This window comes from Natrinema ejinorense (assembly GCF_002494345.1).
GTDB classification, from domain to species: domain Archaea; phylum Halobacteriota; class Halobacteria; order Halobacteriales; family Natrialbaceae; genus Natrinema; species Natrinema longum.
Genome location: NZ_NXNI01000001.1, coordinates 1,627,113 through 1,642,193, shown reverse-complemented (window position 1 = coordinate 1,642,193; position 15,081 = coordinate 1,627,113). Strand labels below are relative to the sequence as shown.

General features: G+C 56.7%; 14 protein-coding genes. 13 read left to right on the top strand and 1 reads right to left on the bottom strand.

Translation table 11 applies throughout. The features are described 5' to 3' along the window. Window positions 1-3 precede the first annotated feature (3 nt). Window positions 4-771, top strand: coding sequence for a DEAD/DEAH box helicase (locus tag CP557_RS23485; protein ID WP_394340609.1), 768 nt, complete (start codon window positions 4-6; stop codon window positions 769-771). A 644-nt stretch (window positions 772-1,415) separates the two neighbouring features. Here the strand turns inward: CP557_RS23485 and CP557_RS08125 are convergent. Then, window positions 1,416-2,801 carry an ATP-binding protein gene (locus CP557_RS08125; RefSeq protein WP_097379439.1) on the bottom strand — a complete coding sequence of 462 codons (1,386 nt, stop codon included), beginning with the start codon at window positions 2,799-2,801 and terminating at the stop codon, window positions 1,416-1,418. Between the two features lie 610 nt (window positions 2,802-3,411). Between CP557_RS08125 and CP557_RS08120 the strand changes: the two genes are divergently transcribed. The 12 genes from CP557_RS08120 to CP557_RS08065 all read left to right on the top strand — a co-directional run bounded on the left by CP557_RS08120 (window position 3,412) and on the right by CP557_RS08065 (window position 15,077). After that, entirely contained in the window at window positions 3,412-3,666 is a 255-nt protein-coding gene (locus tag CP557_RS08120; RefSeq protein WP_245852948.1) for a toxin-antitoxin system TumE family protein, read from the top strand. Window positions 3,667-3,690: 24 nt separating this feature from the next. Then, window positions 3,691-4,140, top strand: coding sequence for an HVO_A0114 family putative DNA-binding protein (locus CP557_RS08115; protein ID WP_097379438.1), 450 nt, complete (start codon window positions 3,691-3,693; stop codon window positions 4,138-4,140). A 74-nt stretch (window positions 4,141-4,214) separates the two neighbouring features. Beyond that, window positions 4,215-5,153, top strand: a complete 939-nt coding sequence (locus CP557_RS08110) for an ArdC-like ssDNA-binding domain-containing protein (protein WP_097379437.1) — start codon at window positions 4,215-4,217, stop codon at window positions 5,151-5,153. Continuing rightward, the gene (locus CP557_RS08105; protein ID WP_097379436.1) at window positions 5,146-5,358 is read left to right on the top strand and encodes a hypothetical protein; all 213 of its coding nucleotides are present in this window, start codon (window positions 5,146-5,148) and stop codon (window positions 5,356-5,358) included. The genes CP557_RS08110 and CP557_RS08105 overlap by 8 nt, the downstream gene beginning before the upstream one ends. Window positions 5,359-5,868: 510 nt before the next feature. Beyond that, window positions 5,869-6,813: a transcription initiation factor IIB gene (locus CP557_RS08100; RefSeq protein WP_097379435.1), complete on the top strand. Its 945-nt coding sequence runs from the start codon at window positions 5,869-5,871 to the stop codon at window positions 6,811-6,813. Window positions 6,814-6,921: 108 nt separating this feature from the next. Next, a complete protein-coding gene (locus tag CP557_RS08095) occupies window positions 6,922-7,395 on the top strand; it encodes an SWIM zinc finger family protein (protein ID WP_342746473.1) in 474 nt (157 codons plus the stop codon). 347 nt (window positions 7,396-7,742) lie between these two features. Next, window positions 7,743-8,162, top strand: a complete 420-nt coding sequence (locus CP557_RS22990; protein WP_245852947.1) for a hypothetical protein — start codon at window positions 7,743-7,745, stop codon at window positions 8,160-8,162. A gap of 40 nt (window positions 8,163-8,202) precedes the next feature. Further along, window positions 8,203-9,894 carry a hypothetical protein gene (locus CP557_RS08085; protein WP_097379434.1) on the top strand — a complete coding sequence of 564 codons (1,692 nt, stop codon included), beginning with the start codon at window positions 8,203-8,205 and terminating at the stop codon, window positions 9,892-9,894. Beyond that, window positions 9,891-10,733 carry a hypothetical protein gene (locus CP557_RS08080; protein WP_245852946.1) on the top strand — a complete coding sequence of 281 codons (843 nt, stop codon included), beginning with the start codon at window positions 9,891-9,893 and terminating at the stop codon, window positions 10,731-10,733. Before CP557_RS08085 ends, CP557_RS08080 begins: the two co-directional genes overlap by 4 nt. Next, complete coding sequence (locus CP557_RS08075; protein WP_097379433.1) at window positions 10,733-11,866, top strand: hypothetical protein; 1,134 nt, start codon at window positions 10,733-10,735, stop codon at window positions 11,864-11,866. Before CP557_RS08080 ends, CP557_RS08075 begins: the two co-directional genes overlap by 1 nt. Further along, window positions 11,866-12,960 carry a hypothetical protein gene (locus tag CP557_RS08070; RefSeq protein ID WP_097379432.1) on the top strand — a complete coding sequence of 365 codons (1,095 nt, stop codon included), beginning with the start codon at window positions 11,866-11,868 and terminating at the stop codon, window positions 12,958-12,960. Before CP557_RS08075 ends, CP557_RS08070 begins: the two co-directional genes overlap by 1 nt. Next, window positions 12,957-15,077, top strand: a complete 2,121-nt coding sequence (locus CP557_RS08065; RefSeq protein ID WP_097379431.1) for a VirB4 family type IV secretion system protein — start codon at window positions 12,957-12,959, stop codon at window positions 15,075-15,077. The genes CP557_RS08070 and CP557_RS08065 overlap by 4 nt, the downstream gene beginning before the upstream one ends. Window positions 15,078-15,081: the final 4 nt, after the last annotated feature.

Here is a 15,081-nt window from a genome sequence, read left to right as displayed (position 1 = left end):
TTAGTGAAAGCCGACCGAGTCGTCCTCGCCGGTGACCACAAGCAGCTCCCTCCGTTCAGTACGATCGAAAAGCCTCCCGAATCGAGTCTGGGGATGTCCCTGTTTGAGCATCTCTATGCGGATGGTGGTGTTTACGAGGATGTCGGCGTGCAGTTGAAGACGCAGTATCGGATGCACCGTGACATTGCAGCGTTCTCGAATAGCGTGTTCTACAATCGGGAACTGCGGAACGGACGGACTGTCGAGCCACTCCCCTCGAGAGATGAACCGATGGAAGCGTTCAATGTCGGTGGATCAGTCGAGATCGACGATTACTCACGGTCGAACGACACTGGGGCCGGTCTCGTAACGTATCTCATCCAGAAGCTGACTGACGATCTGTCGCCAGATGAAATCGGTGTCATCACGACCTACACGGCACAGGTGAGAACGATCGAAGAACGACTCCAAGATCACATTCAGAACGACCAAGCGGTAACTGTCGATACGATCGACTCGTTTCAGGGTAGCGAACGTGAGGCAATCATCCTCTCGTTAGTTCGGTCCAATAGTCACGGTAAGATTGGCTTCCTCGGAAGAGAAAAAGACGGTCCGAGGCGGTTGAACGTGGCACTGACGCGGGCAAAACGATACTGTGCAGTTGTCGCCGATTTCCACACCCTGTGTTACGAGAGTAGTGGGAAATGCACCGACATCTATACTCGGTTCAATCGATTCTTCGAAGATACGGATCGCCGTCGAGACGTTGATTCCGATTTTATCCCGGTCTGAGTCAGATTATATGCGGAGTAGGCGCAATACCACGGCGTTCACGCCGTGGATACGCGCCGTCGATAGGTGACGCAACCCACCGACCATAGCACGACTTGAGTTTCTCAATCTGTGCTTCCAAGTAGATGATTCTCCTACTGAGTGGCAAGGTCCGGTTGGAACGAAGCGGATTCCGACTGACCTTCGGAGGTCGTTCGAGAGAGCTTTGCTCTCTCGTGATGACGGAAATCTCCGATTTTCGAACCACGCCCTGTCCGCCATCCAATGAGACAGTATCCGAAACGCCGATATGGCGAACGCGAACCCTCGAAGGGTTCGTCTCGTACCTGTTGGCCTAAGCAAGCCCACCGATACCTCCGAGTCTGTCGACGCGGCGGCGACTCCCTGCTGGCAAAAACAACAGATGGGTGTTTCCGGCGCCGAGGATAGGAGTAACGGCGATTTGGCACCGTCCTCAGAAATCGAAGATTTCTGATGGGCTGCACGAGAACGCTGTTCTCGTGAACGCCAGACAGCCACCGACCACGACGACAGGGTTAGATGCGAACTCCCGTAAAGTAGCGGCATCCGTGGTTGCAGACCTGAAACTCCCACCGCTCGAGATTCCTCCGCATGAACGCGGAGGAGGATGTCACTCCATAACGTCAGCTCTGGTCGTGCTCAGTGGTGACTAGGTCAGACAGGTCGAAAAGACGGACGTCATCCCGCGTTTCGGTGGCGTGTTCGAGATCATCAGTATACCCTGACCGGCTGAACAGCACGTACAGCGGCTCTCCGCCGGTGGGTCGCTTTGACCATCGTACTTCGTCCGCTGTCCGTTCGAGATCGGACAAGATGCCCTCACTGACGGGGTTGGAGGTGAACTTACACTCCCCAGCGACAAGCCCGTCCTCTGTCAGACCGAGGACATCCAGTTCGTATTCCTTGAACCACCACTGTCCGACGTCCCGGAACTGTCGATCAACGAGAGTTGGGAGTGCTCGCTGGCAGAGCCGTTCGAACAGCGGACTCACGTAATCCGCGAGTTCTGGCGCGACAAGTTCTTCGTACGCATTCTCGCCGAGCATCCGAAGCTGATCCTGACTGCCGTAGACGAATCGGAACCAGAACCGGAACAGCGGAGCAGCGATCCGATACCGGCCGCGTTTCGACGAGGTCGACGATTCAGTCACGGGAATGTGGCGCTCGATAAGACGAAGGCGGCGAAGCTTCTGTAAGTACGTACTGAGTGAGGCCGACTCGACGCCGGCCATACCTGCAATTTCGTTTGGCGTCCGGCGGCCGTGAGCGAGTGCGCGGAGGATACTGAAGTACGTGTTCGGCTGGCGGAGTTCGGTTCGCAGCAGGAACTCTGGCTCGGAGTACAAAAGCCCACGTTCCGAGAGGGTTGACTGCTGAACGTTCTTCCCTAACTCCTTGTCAGGGTCGATTGTCTGGAGATAGTACGGTGTCCCGCCGTAGATCGACCACGCAGCGATAGCGGTTTCAGGGTCGTATTCCGGGAAGAACTGGCGTGCGTTAGCGACGGAGAGTGGTTTGAGATCGATCGTTGCCGTCCGTCGCCCATACAACGGCGCACTCCCCGAGAGCACCTTCTCTTCCATGACGCTAATTGAGGACCCGACGAGCACGAGCGTCATTCCAGTCTCCTGTAACTCCATATCCCAGACCCGTTGTACCCGGGAGGGGAGCGACTCATCCTCTTCGATGAGGAACGGGAACTCATCAATGACGACAACAGCATCTTGGTCACCGAGTGCTTCAAGGAGTGCTTCCCAGTCCCGACGAACGTTTCGCAGCGAGGGGAACTGTGCAGTCGCTATGTCTACGAACTGCTCGAGCTGGTTTTGTGCGGTGGACTCGACTGCTTGATAGTAGAGGGCGTCATCCCGATCAGAAATGGACTGACGAACCAGCTCGCTTTTCCCCAGACGACGTCGTCCGTAGATCACAACGAAGTCTGCCGTCTCGGACTCGTAGCAGTCCGTGAGTTGGTCGAGTTCGACTTCCCGATCAACGAATTGCTCCATGCACCTAGTCGCATCTCCTTACAAATAGAACTCCCGATTTCGGAAATCATGATTTCCGAAATCGCACTTTCTATCAGATAGCAAGAACGACCTCAAATGAGTTGATCAAGTGACTTCATCGAGAAATGTGACTTCGAACAGTACCGCTCTGGAAGGTGAGTCTCACTATCCACTTCAACAACCTTAACCAACGCCCGATGAAGAACATGGCACTCTGTTGGTTAACGGGACCACTGCTTCGTTGATGTTGGAACTGAGAGACTGTACCCGAGCACGATGACACACAATTATTCTATTTGATCGACATTTCACAGCATGTGATCTACAAGGGTGGCCACTATTCGGTATATCTTACCCTTTCCGACGAAGATAGTGATGGAGGATACGAGAAGGTGGGAAAATGGAGGACACGACGTGGTGAAATGGACTGGAGAAGCGGAACGCATTAATATTGGTCATTCCACCAATTATATTGGTTCATAGACCAATAGTCTTATTGTATTGGTCTGTGGACCAATGGATGGGGATGGCCTCACTGACCGACGATGATCTTGATGGCGTGAGCGAGGGGAGGAAGTTCCCTGATGAGACCGTCGTCTAGGTGTTTTGCATGCGAACCGATCGTGACGCGTACCCGTCTGGGTGGGCCTACAAGTTCCACTACGGCGCGACGGAGCCAGACCCACCCCGCACGCTTGACGATGGGACGATTCGTCGGTACGACAACTCGCACGAGGACACCAAAGGGCACGAACTACACGTCGCACCGGATCCCGACCCAGACATAATCACGTTCCCCGGGATAGTCGAACTCTGGGAACGGTTCTGGGGCGAGACCCCGAAATCCGAGTTCGAGGTCAAGTGAGGACATCACACCACGGTGATACCCATGAACGATACTACGCCGCCGCTACACCCAATGGAGCGCGAACAGCTTCGGGCCGAATCAACCCTCGTCGTGACTGTAAAGTCATCCGGTGAGTTCCACGGGGATATCACCGACAGTATCGAGGCGCTCGAACGGGGCGAAGCAGAGGATTCCACGCCGACACTCTCGTTCACGAGTTACGACGATTTGATGGAGACGTTAACACCGCGCGTCCTCGATCTCATCAAGGCCATTCGTCGAGAAGAGCCATCCAGCATCAACGAGGCTGCACGGATCGTTGACCGAGACGTGAAGAACGTCCACGAGGAACTCAGTTGCCTTGCCCAGCTGGGTATCATCTTCTTCGAGGAAGACGGCCAGAGTAAGCGCCCGGTTGTCTGGTTCGATGAGCTCGTGATTACCCTCCCATTCGATCCAGAGACTGGTGGCACGGCCACTACCGCGCCCTAACCATACGCCGGTTTTTTGAGACCCGCTGACGGGCAGCGGTCTTCTCGAGTTCGGTTCGAGACGGCCGTTTACCCATGAGTACGAGTAGTTGCCCCCGGGAAACGTTCGACGATTCGAGCACCCGGAACGACGAGATGCACAGTACGATCGAAACGTGGCTCGAGGAACTCGTCGGAGAGGTCGACGACGCCGTCTCGAGCGAGCAGTTCAGAGAGTGGCTCGACGTCCAGAGCGAGTTCCACGACTACTCCCCTCGGAACACGCTGTTGATTAAACTCCAGTGTCCGCACGCGACTCATATCGCCGGCTACCGAACGTGGCACAACGAGTTCGATCGGCACGTGACGGAAGGCGAGAAAGCGATCTGGATCTGGGCTCCGATCATCGCGAGCAAATGCCCCGAGTGCGGTAACTCGTCGTCGTACCACGACCGAAGCGAGTGTGAGTACGACGAGACCGACCCGAGCGAATGGAAAAACGGACTCGTCGGCTTTCGGCCAGCGCCCGTGTTCGATATCTCGCAGACGGAAGGCGAGCCACTACCCGAACTCGAGACCGAAGCGATCGGAGAGGGCGACGAGGTGGCATCACACCTCCTCGAGGGAGCGCCATCGCTCTCGGTGGACGTCGTGGTCGTTCCTCTCTCGGAGTGGCCTCACGGCAATGCCAGGGGCGTCTGTCAGTATCGAGCCCCTGCGGAACGACCGCTAGTGAAGGTTCGCGACCGGGAGAACAGCGCCGATCTCGCTGTGACGCTCATCCACGAGTACGCCCACACACTGTTGCACGGTGACGCTGAAGACGAGACCAATCGTTCGGAACGAGAGCTTGAGGCCGAAGCAGTCGGCTACATCGTTGGACGGTACTTCGGACTCGATACGAGCGGCTCTGCGTTCTATCTCGCTGCATGGCGAGGCGACGAGCCAGAGGCCATCTTCGAACGTCTCGATCGGATCAGTTCGACGGCTGAGAGGATTATCGGCGTCGTCGACGAGGTGAGCAAGGATGAGTGATCGAAACCTCCTCCTCGAAATCGTCGACGTACTCGAAGAACAGGGACTCGATCGTAACGCGTACCAACTGCATCGAGTAATCGATATCGAAGCGCTCGAGCAACTCGTCGACTCGGCGAGCGATGAGTTCGAGATCAGATTCGCAGTCGGAGAGTTTTGCGTCCTCGTCATGCGAACCGAGGTACGTGTTATTGCTCGATCGTAGAACAACCACTACGATTAGCGGTGAAGGTGGAAAATAGAGCACGTTTTCTCCTACTGCTTTGCTTGCGTGGTGCAATACGATAACTCGAGAGAAATGAAAAGTCCGTCAGTTCCGACGGAATTGTCTTTGCTCTTAACAACCTCATATTACAGACCGAACGCTAAATTTATAACAGTATTATTCTTACGTAGATAATTGATGGATTCTGATCTACGCAAGCATTTGCTGTTGATCGAATTTCTCCTGATAGTGATTGCATTGATTGGGGTATTTATTTACGGCCAGATGGTTCCGGAATCCGGTATGCTAGGTATAGGGCTCCTCGGTGTCGTTGGAGCCCTGTTTCTGTATGTTTTTGACTCAACCGAATAATACCGTCCGTTCACTAATCGCCACCCACTCCGAAAGTTCCAGTTCGATATACTCCCTCCCCACTCATGGTCTCGAGCCAGTTTATAGCCCCCAGAGGGGTGACGGGGCAAGCAGAGAGGCGTCCCGTCAGAGTGACTTATGACGAGAGCAGATTCGGATAGCGGTCGATTTGATCGAGAGACGAGTACAGAACGGACGAGATCTTGCCCGGAGTGCAGTGGATCCCTCATTACGATAACGCACGAAACGCAATGTCAGGAATGCGGTCTGATCGTTGAGGAAGACCTGCTTGATTACGGTCCCGAGTGGTTTCCATCTGCAGACGGGACGAGCCAACGACGAACGGGTGCACCGCTCACTGCGGGTCGCCACGATCGCGGCCTTTCGACCGAGATCGGCTGGCGAATCGATGCACGAGGGAATCCGATTCCCGGCCGAAAGCGTCGTCAACTCAGTCGGCTCCGTCGGCAACACCGCCGTAGTCAATGGCGTTCGAAACGCGAGCGAAATCTGGCAGACGGCCTCGGCGAAGTACGCCGACTCGCGAGCGTTCTCGAGCTATCGACGTCGCTGCGAGATCAGGCGTGTACGCTGTTTCGGCGTGCCCAGGATCGGAAGCTCTGTTCGGGACGATCCCTCGAGGGAATCGCAGCTGCGAGCGTCTATGTCGTCTGTCGATGCAACAGACTCGGACGAACACGCGACGAGATCGCCGCTGGGGCGCAATGTTCTCGAGCGCAATTGGAGTGTGCATACACTGCGATAAATACTGAACTGGATTTGCCGATCCCCACCTCGCGACCGCAGGACGTCCTTCCCCGACTCGCGACTGAGCTCGACATTCCATGCGAGGTGCGATACCGAGCGCTCGAGTTAGCCGATCGGGCAGAGGAAGCAGGGATGACGATCGGCAGACACCCGCATGGATTCGCCGCAGCGTGTCTCTACAGTGCAACGCAAGAAACCGGTCATCGGCTCACTCAGCAAGCGATCGCTGATGCAGCGGGGACATCCACGACAACGCTTCGAAGTCATCGAAATCGCCTTCGGGAGGTGATCTGCGGCTCCGAAGTGAGGTTCTGATTGTCGAACCGAGGAGCTAAATTCCTCGTAGAACAGCTTCACAGGTCCGTCTCCGTTCTCCAGCGAGCGCCAGTTTTTATTTGCCCCGTCAGGGTGCGGGGCAGCTCAATGAAGCCTCGCATGAAAAATCGCATGTCGACGAATCCACTCTCCAAACTCGAGTTTACAGGTCGGACGGCGAAACGAGCCCAGTACGAAGCATTCGAATACACGCTCACGCCGGCGGGCGTCCGCGTCAGAAACGGTAGTCACGCAAAGCCAGAAGAACACGAGTACGTCGTCACCGTCACGAACGGACTCCCGATCGCCTGTGAGTGCCCCGCAGACGACCACTACGAGGGGGCATGCAAACACCGAGTAGCGGTTGCGATCCGTCGGCCAATCATCCAGGCAGTCACTCAGCAGCAGCTCACCACCGACGGTGGAAGGCCACTCGGATCCCACGAAAGAACGGATCACTCCGGCCCGCAAGCGAACTCCGAAAACGCGGCGTCGACAGAAGAGTGTGACTGTCCTGAGACCGGAGATTCGTTTCCCTGCTGGAACTGTGTTCGCACTGGTCGCCGAACGCTCGAGGAGTGAAAATGAGCATTTTCGAATGGTTTCAGGACCACTCGAAACGAACTCCGACAACGATCGTCGAGTGTCGGAATTGTGGGACGACGCTCAAAACCGACCGAGATCGTTGTCCGTATTGTCGGATCAACGATGTCGTTACTCTGGACCTGGGTTAGTTCTCTCCATTCTGTTACTGGTACCAGGTATAATCCATATATGGTTTTTCACTATCAATAGGTAATTACTAGTCTAATATATACGTAAACTATATTATCAGCACCGGCTGAATGGGTTTGACGATCCAAGAAGAAGTCGTCTGAATCTATACGCTGGATTCCTTGAGAGATTTCACTGGATCGAAGTACCTACCAATGTATTCGAAAATCCCGTTTTTGCATCAATCCGTAGAGACAGACGAACCATCGGACGTGTCTCATCGAGTCATACGTTCTGGTCTTGGAACGCTCACGCTGTTACTGATTATCGCCGTTGATCCGGTCCTCGCACAGGACAACGTCGTTTGCGACGCTGAAGGGCTACCCGGAATGATATCCGGGTTCTTTCAGATCACAACCGCGCTCGGCCTCATGGGCCTGGTGGTCGTCTGGCAAGTCGACTCGCTCGTCGAGATGTTCACGATGAACCTCGAACAGAAGAAGAACCTGAAGATGCACAAGCGAACGGCGCTGAAATCCGCGGTCATTCTGATGATCCTCGGGCCGCTGTATACGGTTGCCGGCGCTACGATGGGGCTTCCGTTAGCCGAGTGTGTCAATCTCGTGCCGTGGTAATGCTGACCTGTGAGCAGTTCTACTCGAGTCGGAGGCTCTGATGCGATTCGAGGGACGGCAACTCCTCCTCGCAGCCGTCGGAATTGCTATCGCTTTCAGTGGAACCGGTCTCGTCAGCGCTGACGCTGCGTTCCAGACGAATACCGCCGAACTCGGATTGGATGAGAACGAGACGGCAACGCTGTGGTCGAAAACACCGAACGCGTGCACAAGCAACGCGGAGTACGAGGAGCGATACGGCGAAGAGCGGACCCTGATGCGGGAACTCGGCAACTGTACGGATATCACGTTCAAAACACCGCCCGACACGGCCGAGCGCTGGACCGTCTCTGACTACGAATCACTCGAGGGAGGCGATACGGAAACCTCGATTTATCCCACGCACGCAACACTCACGGACTCTGCACTCATCGCCGACGCCCACATAACGGCGTTTGCGATCCATCCGTCGACGAGAACGCATTTGGACGCGAATGAGACGGTTCACTACATCGCACCGGAAGGCGACCTCCGTGGACTCGTCGATTATCGCGTCCGTCTCGAGAACAACTCGTCAATCCAAACTCACGGGATCGAGGAAGTCCGGCTGCTACGCGATGACGATCTCGTCGAGACCATCGGCGGGACACAGACACCGATCTTCGAGTATGTGTTCGACCAAGGTGGAGAAGCGACGCTGACGCTCGAGGCGGATATCAGCGCTCGAGTCGAGCAGGAGGGAGAGAACGAGACGGTGGTGATCACTGATGACGTGACCGTCTCTCAGGATCTCGCTGTCGAGATCTACGACCCCCGCGCATCGATCTATCACGCATCGTATCCGAACGGCGATAGCGGCGTCGCGATCTATCACGCTCAACCGTGGCACGGATACACGCTTTCGGACGACGGCGAAGCGAAGGTCCGTGGCGTGTGGCGATATTACACCGCTCGCGACACGAACTGGGACGAACTTACGAAGGCGACTCGAGCGACTCGGGAGACGATCCAATCCGACGCACTCCCGGTATATGTTCACGCCTATCCCTCCGAATTAGGTCCGCGGACAGAACCGGTCCGCGAGGGCCCCGAAATCCTCGAGGTATGGGGAACTGAGAGTTCCTCTCCGGAGCCGTCGATTCACGAGAACGTCGAGATCGACGTGGTCTCCGAGACCTACACGCGATCGTACGGGCTCGCGCTCCGTCACGATCGCATCGATTCGGATGCCATCACCGTCGACGGGATCGTTCGCGGTGTCTCCGCAGACATCGTCGAGCCCGACGGCGGTTCAGAGCGAGAGATTCGCAAGAGCGACCTCTCCGTCGAGATCGTCGAATCGAACGCGACTGCGATAACGTTGCAAATCGAACTTCGCGATGCGGAGACGGGATCCCCGATCTCGCTCGAGCGTTCGGTCGCTGATCCTCGATTCTCACTGATCGGTCACGATTCCCGCGAGGGCACCATCTCGATCGGCGATCAACAGGTCCGAACGAACGCAGCAGGCGTTGCGGAGATCGTGATCACCCAGCCGGGGATTTACACAGCAGAATATCATCCGGGCTCGTGGCGATCGCACAGTCCGGCATACATCGGTGATACGGCGACCGAAACGTGGCACCCGCTCGCGACACCGACGGGCTGGTTCGCACTTCTGGTCGACTTCGTTCGATATGCCATCCCCTTTGCAGTCGCGCTGTACGCTGCAAAGCGGATCGGATCCTTCTTGAAAATCAGAGAAACACCATGACAGACAAGCGGCACACCCCACACAGACGCATCGTTCTCGGAAGCCTTTTCACTGGAATCAGCACAGCCCTCGCCGGTTGTTCGACGGTGAGTACTTCCAGAAAGACCGACCCAACAGCTGACTCCGGTGGAGATGTCATACAGAGCGTCGAGGTTGTCGAGCTCGATCTAATGATCGAACTCGAGCGAGACGCGGTCGATCAGCTAAACGTAGTTGCCCCTTCCGGCGAACTGTTCGCTCGCCGAATGATCGAGTCGGGGGTGTCTCGTACGACGGTCGAGGTCGGAACAGACTATCCACCTGGCGAGTACGAACTCATCGGACTCGCAGACGGAAAGACGGTCGAGACGACGTCGATTACGCTCGAGCCAGACCTTGAGGTAACGGAACTCAGGGTGGGGCGGGACTCCCCTGAAGCGATGTATGATGGAGCAGCTGAGTATGAGACGGAAACAGAAGCAATACTTTCGGTGGCGAACCGAGGAACGGGCCCAACTGCAGCGACTGCGATACGGTTTGACGGAGATGTTCCGCTTCCGACGCACGAGAGCTACGACGAGGTCGGTAAGAGCGGTATCTACGATCCAGAGGTCGACTTTGGAGCAAATGCCGAGTCGATACCGATCCCTGCCGGTGAGACGGTTCTTCTCTACAGCAATACGCGACCATTTTCACCAGTACGTACACGATCAAAGTGCGACTCGGTCGGACGAGACGGCCGGTTCACTGTCCGTCTCTTCGCAACCCACAAAGAAGAGAATCTCGCCCTTGATTATATCATCCACTATCTCAGCAGAGATTCTGATGATTGTGATATCGAAATCGAGGAGGCACCGTAATGCCGTCGTGGTCGCTTTCGGATGTCGGGATCAAATGGTTCGAAGATGCAGTTGACAAAATCATAGACTGGTTCCAAGAGGGACTGACGGATGGCTATGATGCAATCACGGCCCAGATCTTTGGGACGCCAACCCCAGAAACGGATGGTGCGTTCGTATTCGGACAGCCATCGAACGCACCGTGGGTCGAAATCTATAGCAGTCTCGTCGCCGGCGAGATCATGCTCGTCGCCTTGTTACTACTCGTAACGTGTGTCCAAGGCCGACATACGATTCGAATCTTCAATATCGGCAGTGCGTATGAAACTCGAAAGGCGAAACGCAGCGCGTGGATGGGTGCCTTTTTGATTGTAACCTGGTACTGGCTCGCCGTCTTGGTCCTCTACCTCGTCGATGGCTTCACGATCGCACTCCTTCCAGACATTGCAACCGTTACTGATGCGATGGCTGGTATACTCCTGACCGGCGTTTCAAACCCGCTCCTCGCCCTCTTTCTGATGGGAATCGGTGCCACAGCGATGTGGATACTTCAGGCGCTATTTTTCCTCCGCGAAATCATGTTGTACATCCTGATTTACGCGATGCCGATCGGGATCGCTCTGGCGTACGGCAATCTCCCCGTGGTCTCACACATCGCGAGAACGGTCTGTCTGAAGTTCGTGCCGCTCGCGATCATGCCGATTCCAGTGGCGCTACTGTTCAAGGGATACGAGATCCTCTTCAGAGAAGGCACAGACGCTGTACTCGTCCCCGCTAGCGCTTTTCTGAGCAACCTCATCGCGGTCACGCTCCCACTTCTCTCGATCGTCATCGTCTGGAAACTGTTCAAGTACGCCAGCCCAATGGCGACGGGGATCATCGGCACGACGACGAAGGTAGGCGTAACCGCAGGTGCGGCGATCGGCGCTGGTGTCGTTGCCGGCCCTGCGGCCGCAGCGACGACAGCAACGTGGGGACCGAAAGCGGCCGTCGGCTATTCTGCCGTCTCGAAGATGCGCCAACAGGGCGGCTCATCTCAAGCGAGCAGTAGTACCGACGGACGAACCGATCACGATAACGTTGCGACAGACGCGTACGGTCAGGACGGTGTCCCGGCGTACCGTCGAACTGAGAACGACCCGGGATACTACTGATGACGCAAGAACGAGATGCGGCCGGCCGTCGAATCATGGATGAACTGGGCGAAGCGAATCGAGTTCCACTCTTCAATATCGAGGAAGGTGACGTCTACATCTTGCTCGGATTTCCGATCGGTGGCCTCCTCGTCGGTGGCCTCATCGGACTCGAGGGTGCGATCTTCCCGTTCGTCCTCTTGGGAGTCATCGCAGGCGGTGCAGTCGTCTATTCGTCACCGAGTCATCTTCCGGCATCGACGTGGCTAGGCGATCTCTATCGATACTACTGCAAACGCCCCAGATTCACCTACAGTACTGCACCGAACTCGGGTCCCGACGAAGCGAGTACAGACGGCGGTCTCGTGAATTACACGCCGTTCCAGCCTGACGAACGGACACAGGACCTCACCAACGTCTGCCGTGCGTGGCCGGGTGCCGGTGCCATCGAACGAACCGATGGCGCGATGGAAGCGCTCCTCGAGATCGATCCCGGGAACATGGATTTCGCGATGTCCGGTGACTGGGCACAGATACAGCGTCTCGGTGAGGAGTTCGCGAACCGCGAACTCGACTTCAAACTCACGTTCCACGCGACGACGCGTTCTTTCCCAGTCGAACGATTGGTCAATCGGATTGACGACCGACTTACTGACGAGGACGTGAAGCGAAATCCGATCTTCAGGGTACTCCTCGAGGAGTATCGCGAGCGACGCCCGACCGAGCTCGAGGCGACCCAGCAGCTTCGGTACTTCCTCGGCGTTTCGGTCGCCCCACTCGAGGTCTACAACCGCTATCAGGACGAGCGCTCGCCCGCTGAGAAGCTCACCACGTTTCCTGGAATCGGATTCCTGTTCAATCCGTTCGTGACCCGACGAAAGAGTATGGCCGACGCCGAGATCAGGACGGCAATGTTCGATAAGCTGGACGATCGCTGCCGGGCCATCCAAACGGAGTTCGTCCAGAAGACGCCGGGCTGGTCCGCCCGTCGACTGACGACGGTCGAACTATTCGTCCTCTCGATGGACTTCTGGAACGGTGAGGAACACACCGACGGCGAAGCTACGATTCGCGAGCAACCTGTTATTGGTCACGAACGGAGGACCGATCGATGACTGTCCGTCTCTCGATCGTGAACGGGGTCGTGGTTCCCGATCCCGGAACGCAGACCGGTCTCGCTCTCTATCTGGGGATCACCGCTGCGCTCACACTCCTCGCGAAAATCGCATGGGATCACCGGAATGCCGCGGAGATCAAAGAGATCGACCTCAGTGAGTTGCTCGAGGACGAGGTTATCGAAGACGGACGCGATGAAGGCAAACTGCTCGATGAGGTTGCGGAACGGCACACGCACGCGATCGCACCGGCCGCGATCGAGTGGGATACTCGTACCGCGCGTGTCGGCAACCAATGGACGTCCACGCTGTATATTGCCGACTATCCAGATTACCCGAAAGACGGGTATTTCAACGAACTGTTCGAACTCACTGACGTCGAGTTCGACCTGACGGTACACATCACGCCGAAGGATCAACAACAAGCACGTGACGAACTCCAACGGGTCGCAGACGATCTCCGAGCCGATGCAGACCTCGAGCAGAGCGTGCGTGGTGCGTACCTTCAGGAGCGAGCGGTCGAGGCGGTCTCGACCTACAAGAGCGTTGAGAACGGCAGTCGCGTGTTCGATCAGGGAACGTTCATCACGATCCGTGCGGCAACCCGTGATCAGCTTCGGGATGCCGTCCGCACCGTCAAGAGTCGCCTCCGCGAGGAACCAGCAGGGCTCTCACCGAAGACGGCCATCTGCAAGCAAGATCTCGCGATTCAGGCGGCGGCACCGATCGGCCCCAATCCCTTCGGCCGAGAGGCGACCGCGCTCGGCGGGGCCATCGGTGCGCTGTTAGCGTCACCACACAATGCGACGATCCTCGAGGACGGTGGCGTCGAATTCGGCGATCACTGGCGGAATCAGAGCCCCGTCGTGATCGACCCGTTCGCTCGAGAAAACGGCTATGCGATGTTCACGATCGGCGATCCCGGCTCTGGCAAATCGTTCGGCGCGAAGCAGAACTTCATCCGATCGATCGAACACAGCGAGGATCGCATCGGGATAATCTTAGAACCGCTGAACAACTGGGCAGGCGTCGCCGAAGCTCTCGGCGGTGAGCGCATTACGATCGGTGGGAACATGGGCCTGAACCCACTCGAAATCAAGCCGACGCCCGAACGGGTACAGCGAGCGATGGGTGAGGACGCCAGCCCCTACCGAGAAAAGCTCGATAGCGTCATGAGTTTTCTCTCGAACTATTTTGCCCTCCGCGGGATTCGACTCGGCGATCGACGAACGACGCTCGAGACGGCGATCGAGAGCGCCTACGACCATAAGGGAATCACCGACGATATCGCGACGCACCACAACGAGAGTCCGACGATGCGTGACGCCCTCGATATTCTCGAGGGGATGATCGACGACCCTGACGAACACGTCGTCCGCACTCACGAGGAGGCGACCAAGATCCGCGAGGACGCGACGTGGCTCATCGACCAGTTACGTTCCTTTGACGAGGGCGGCCGGTACGAAAATCTCGGACGGGAAACGGAGTTCGATATCCGTGACGAGAAGGTGATCTATCTCGATCTCGCCCAACAGGAGGGGAGTCTCGGCGGCAGTACGAGCCTCATCATGCAACTGCTGATCTCGGCGGTCTACGAGCGAGCGAAAGAGACGGACAAAGAGGTCGTCTTCGTTATTGACGAAGCCCGCTACATCATGCAAGACGCAGCGAGTCTCGAGTATCTCGAAATCGTCTTTCGACATCACCGCCATCACGACCTCTCGATCCGCCTCGTCACACAGACCGTCGACGAGTTCTTTCAGCATCCCGAGTCAGAGGCGATCATCGACCAGTGTGCAATCAAGCAGTTCCACCACCTCGACGGAATGGACCGCGAGTGGGCCGACGAATTCGGCCTCAATTTCGCACAGATGCGGTTCATCCAGGACGCCGTCCCCGGAAACGATCTGGCGGGCTACTCGGAGGCCCTCGTCGGCGTCGACGGCGAGTGGCGCGGTATCGAAGTTCGGGCACTGGATAACGAAAAAGAAGTCATCGACTTCGATCCGAAGTCACAGTCCCAGCCCCAGTTACCGGGCCACTCTAGCGATACCGCCGACGATGTTTTTGACCGCACCAAGGGTGGCGGTCAGAGTTCTCGAGGATACTCTGACTGAAAGA

Excerpts from the sequence above, each read along its gene's own strand:
- CP557_RS08085 (WP_097379434.1), top strand. The coding sequence starts at position 8,203 with ATGCGATTCGAGGGACGGCAACTCCTCCTCGCAGCCGTCGGAATTGCT.
- CP557_RS22990 (WP_245852947.1), top strand. The coding sequence starts at position 7,743 with ATGTATTCGAAAATCCCGTTTTTGCATCAATCCGTAGAGACAGACGAA.
- CP557_RS08070 (WP_097379432.1), top strand. The coding sequence starts at position 11,866 with ATGACGCAAGAACGAGATGCGGCCGGCCGTCGAATCATGGATGAACTG.
- CP557_RS08125 (WP_097379439.1), bottom strand. The coding sequence starts at position 2,801 with ATGGAGCAATTCGTTGATCGGGAAGTCGAACTCGACCAACTCACGGAC.
- CP557_RS08110 (WP_097379437.1), top strand. The coding sequence starts at position 4,215 with ATGAGTACGAGTAGTTGCCCCCGGGAAACGTTCGACGATTCGAGCACC.
- CP557_RS08065 (WP_097379431.1), top strand. The coding sequence starts at position 12,957 with ATGACTGTCCGTCTCTCGATCGTGAACGGGGTCGTGGTTCCCGATCCC.
- CP557_RS08100 (WP_097379435.1), top strand. The coding sequence starts at position 5,869 with ATGACGAGAGCAGATTCGGATAGCGGTCGATTTGATCGAGAGACGAGT.
- CP557_RS08120 (WP_245852948.1), top strand. The coding sequence starts at position 3,412 with ATGCGAACCGATCGTGACGCGTACCCGTCTGGGTGGGCCTACAAGTTC.
- CP557_RS08075 (WP_097379433.1), top strand. The coding sequence starts at position 10,733 with ATGCCGTCGTGGTCGCTTTCGGATGTCGGGATCAAATGGTTCGAAGAT.
- CP557_RS08080 (WP_245852946.1), top strand. The coding sequence starts at position 9,891 with ATGACAGACAAGCGGCACACCCCACACAGACGCATCGTTCTCGGAAGC.
- CP557_RS08105 (WP_097379436.1), top strand. The coding sequence starts at position 5,146 with ATGAGTGATCGAAACCTCCTCCTCGAAATCGTCGACGTACTCGAAGAA.
- CP557_RS08115 (WP_097379438.1), top strand. The coding sequence starts at position 3,691 with ATGAACGATACTACGCCGCCGCTACACCCAATGGAGCGCGAACAGCTT.
- CP557_RS08095 (WP_342746473.1), top strand. The coding sequence starts at position 6,922 with ATGAAGCCTCGCATGAAAAATCGCATGTCGACGAATCCACTCTCCAAA.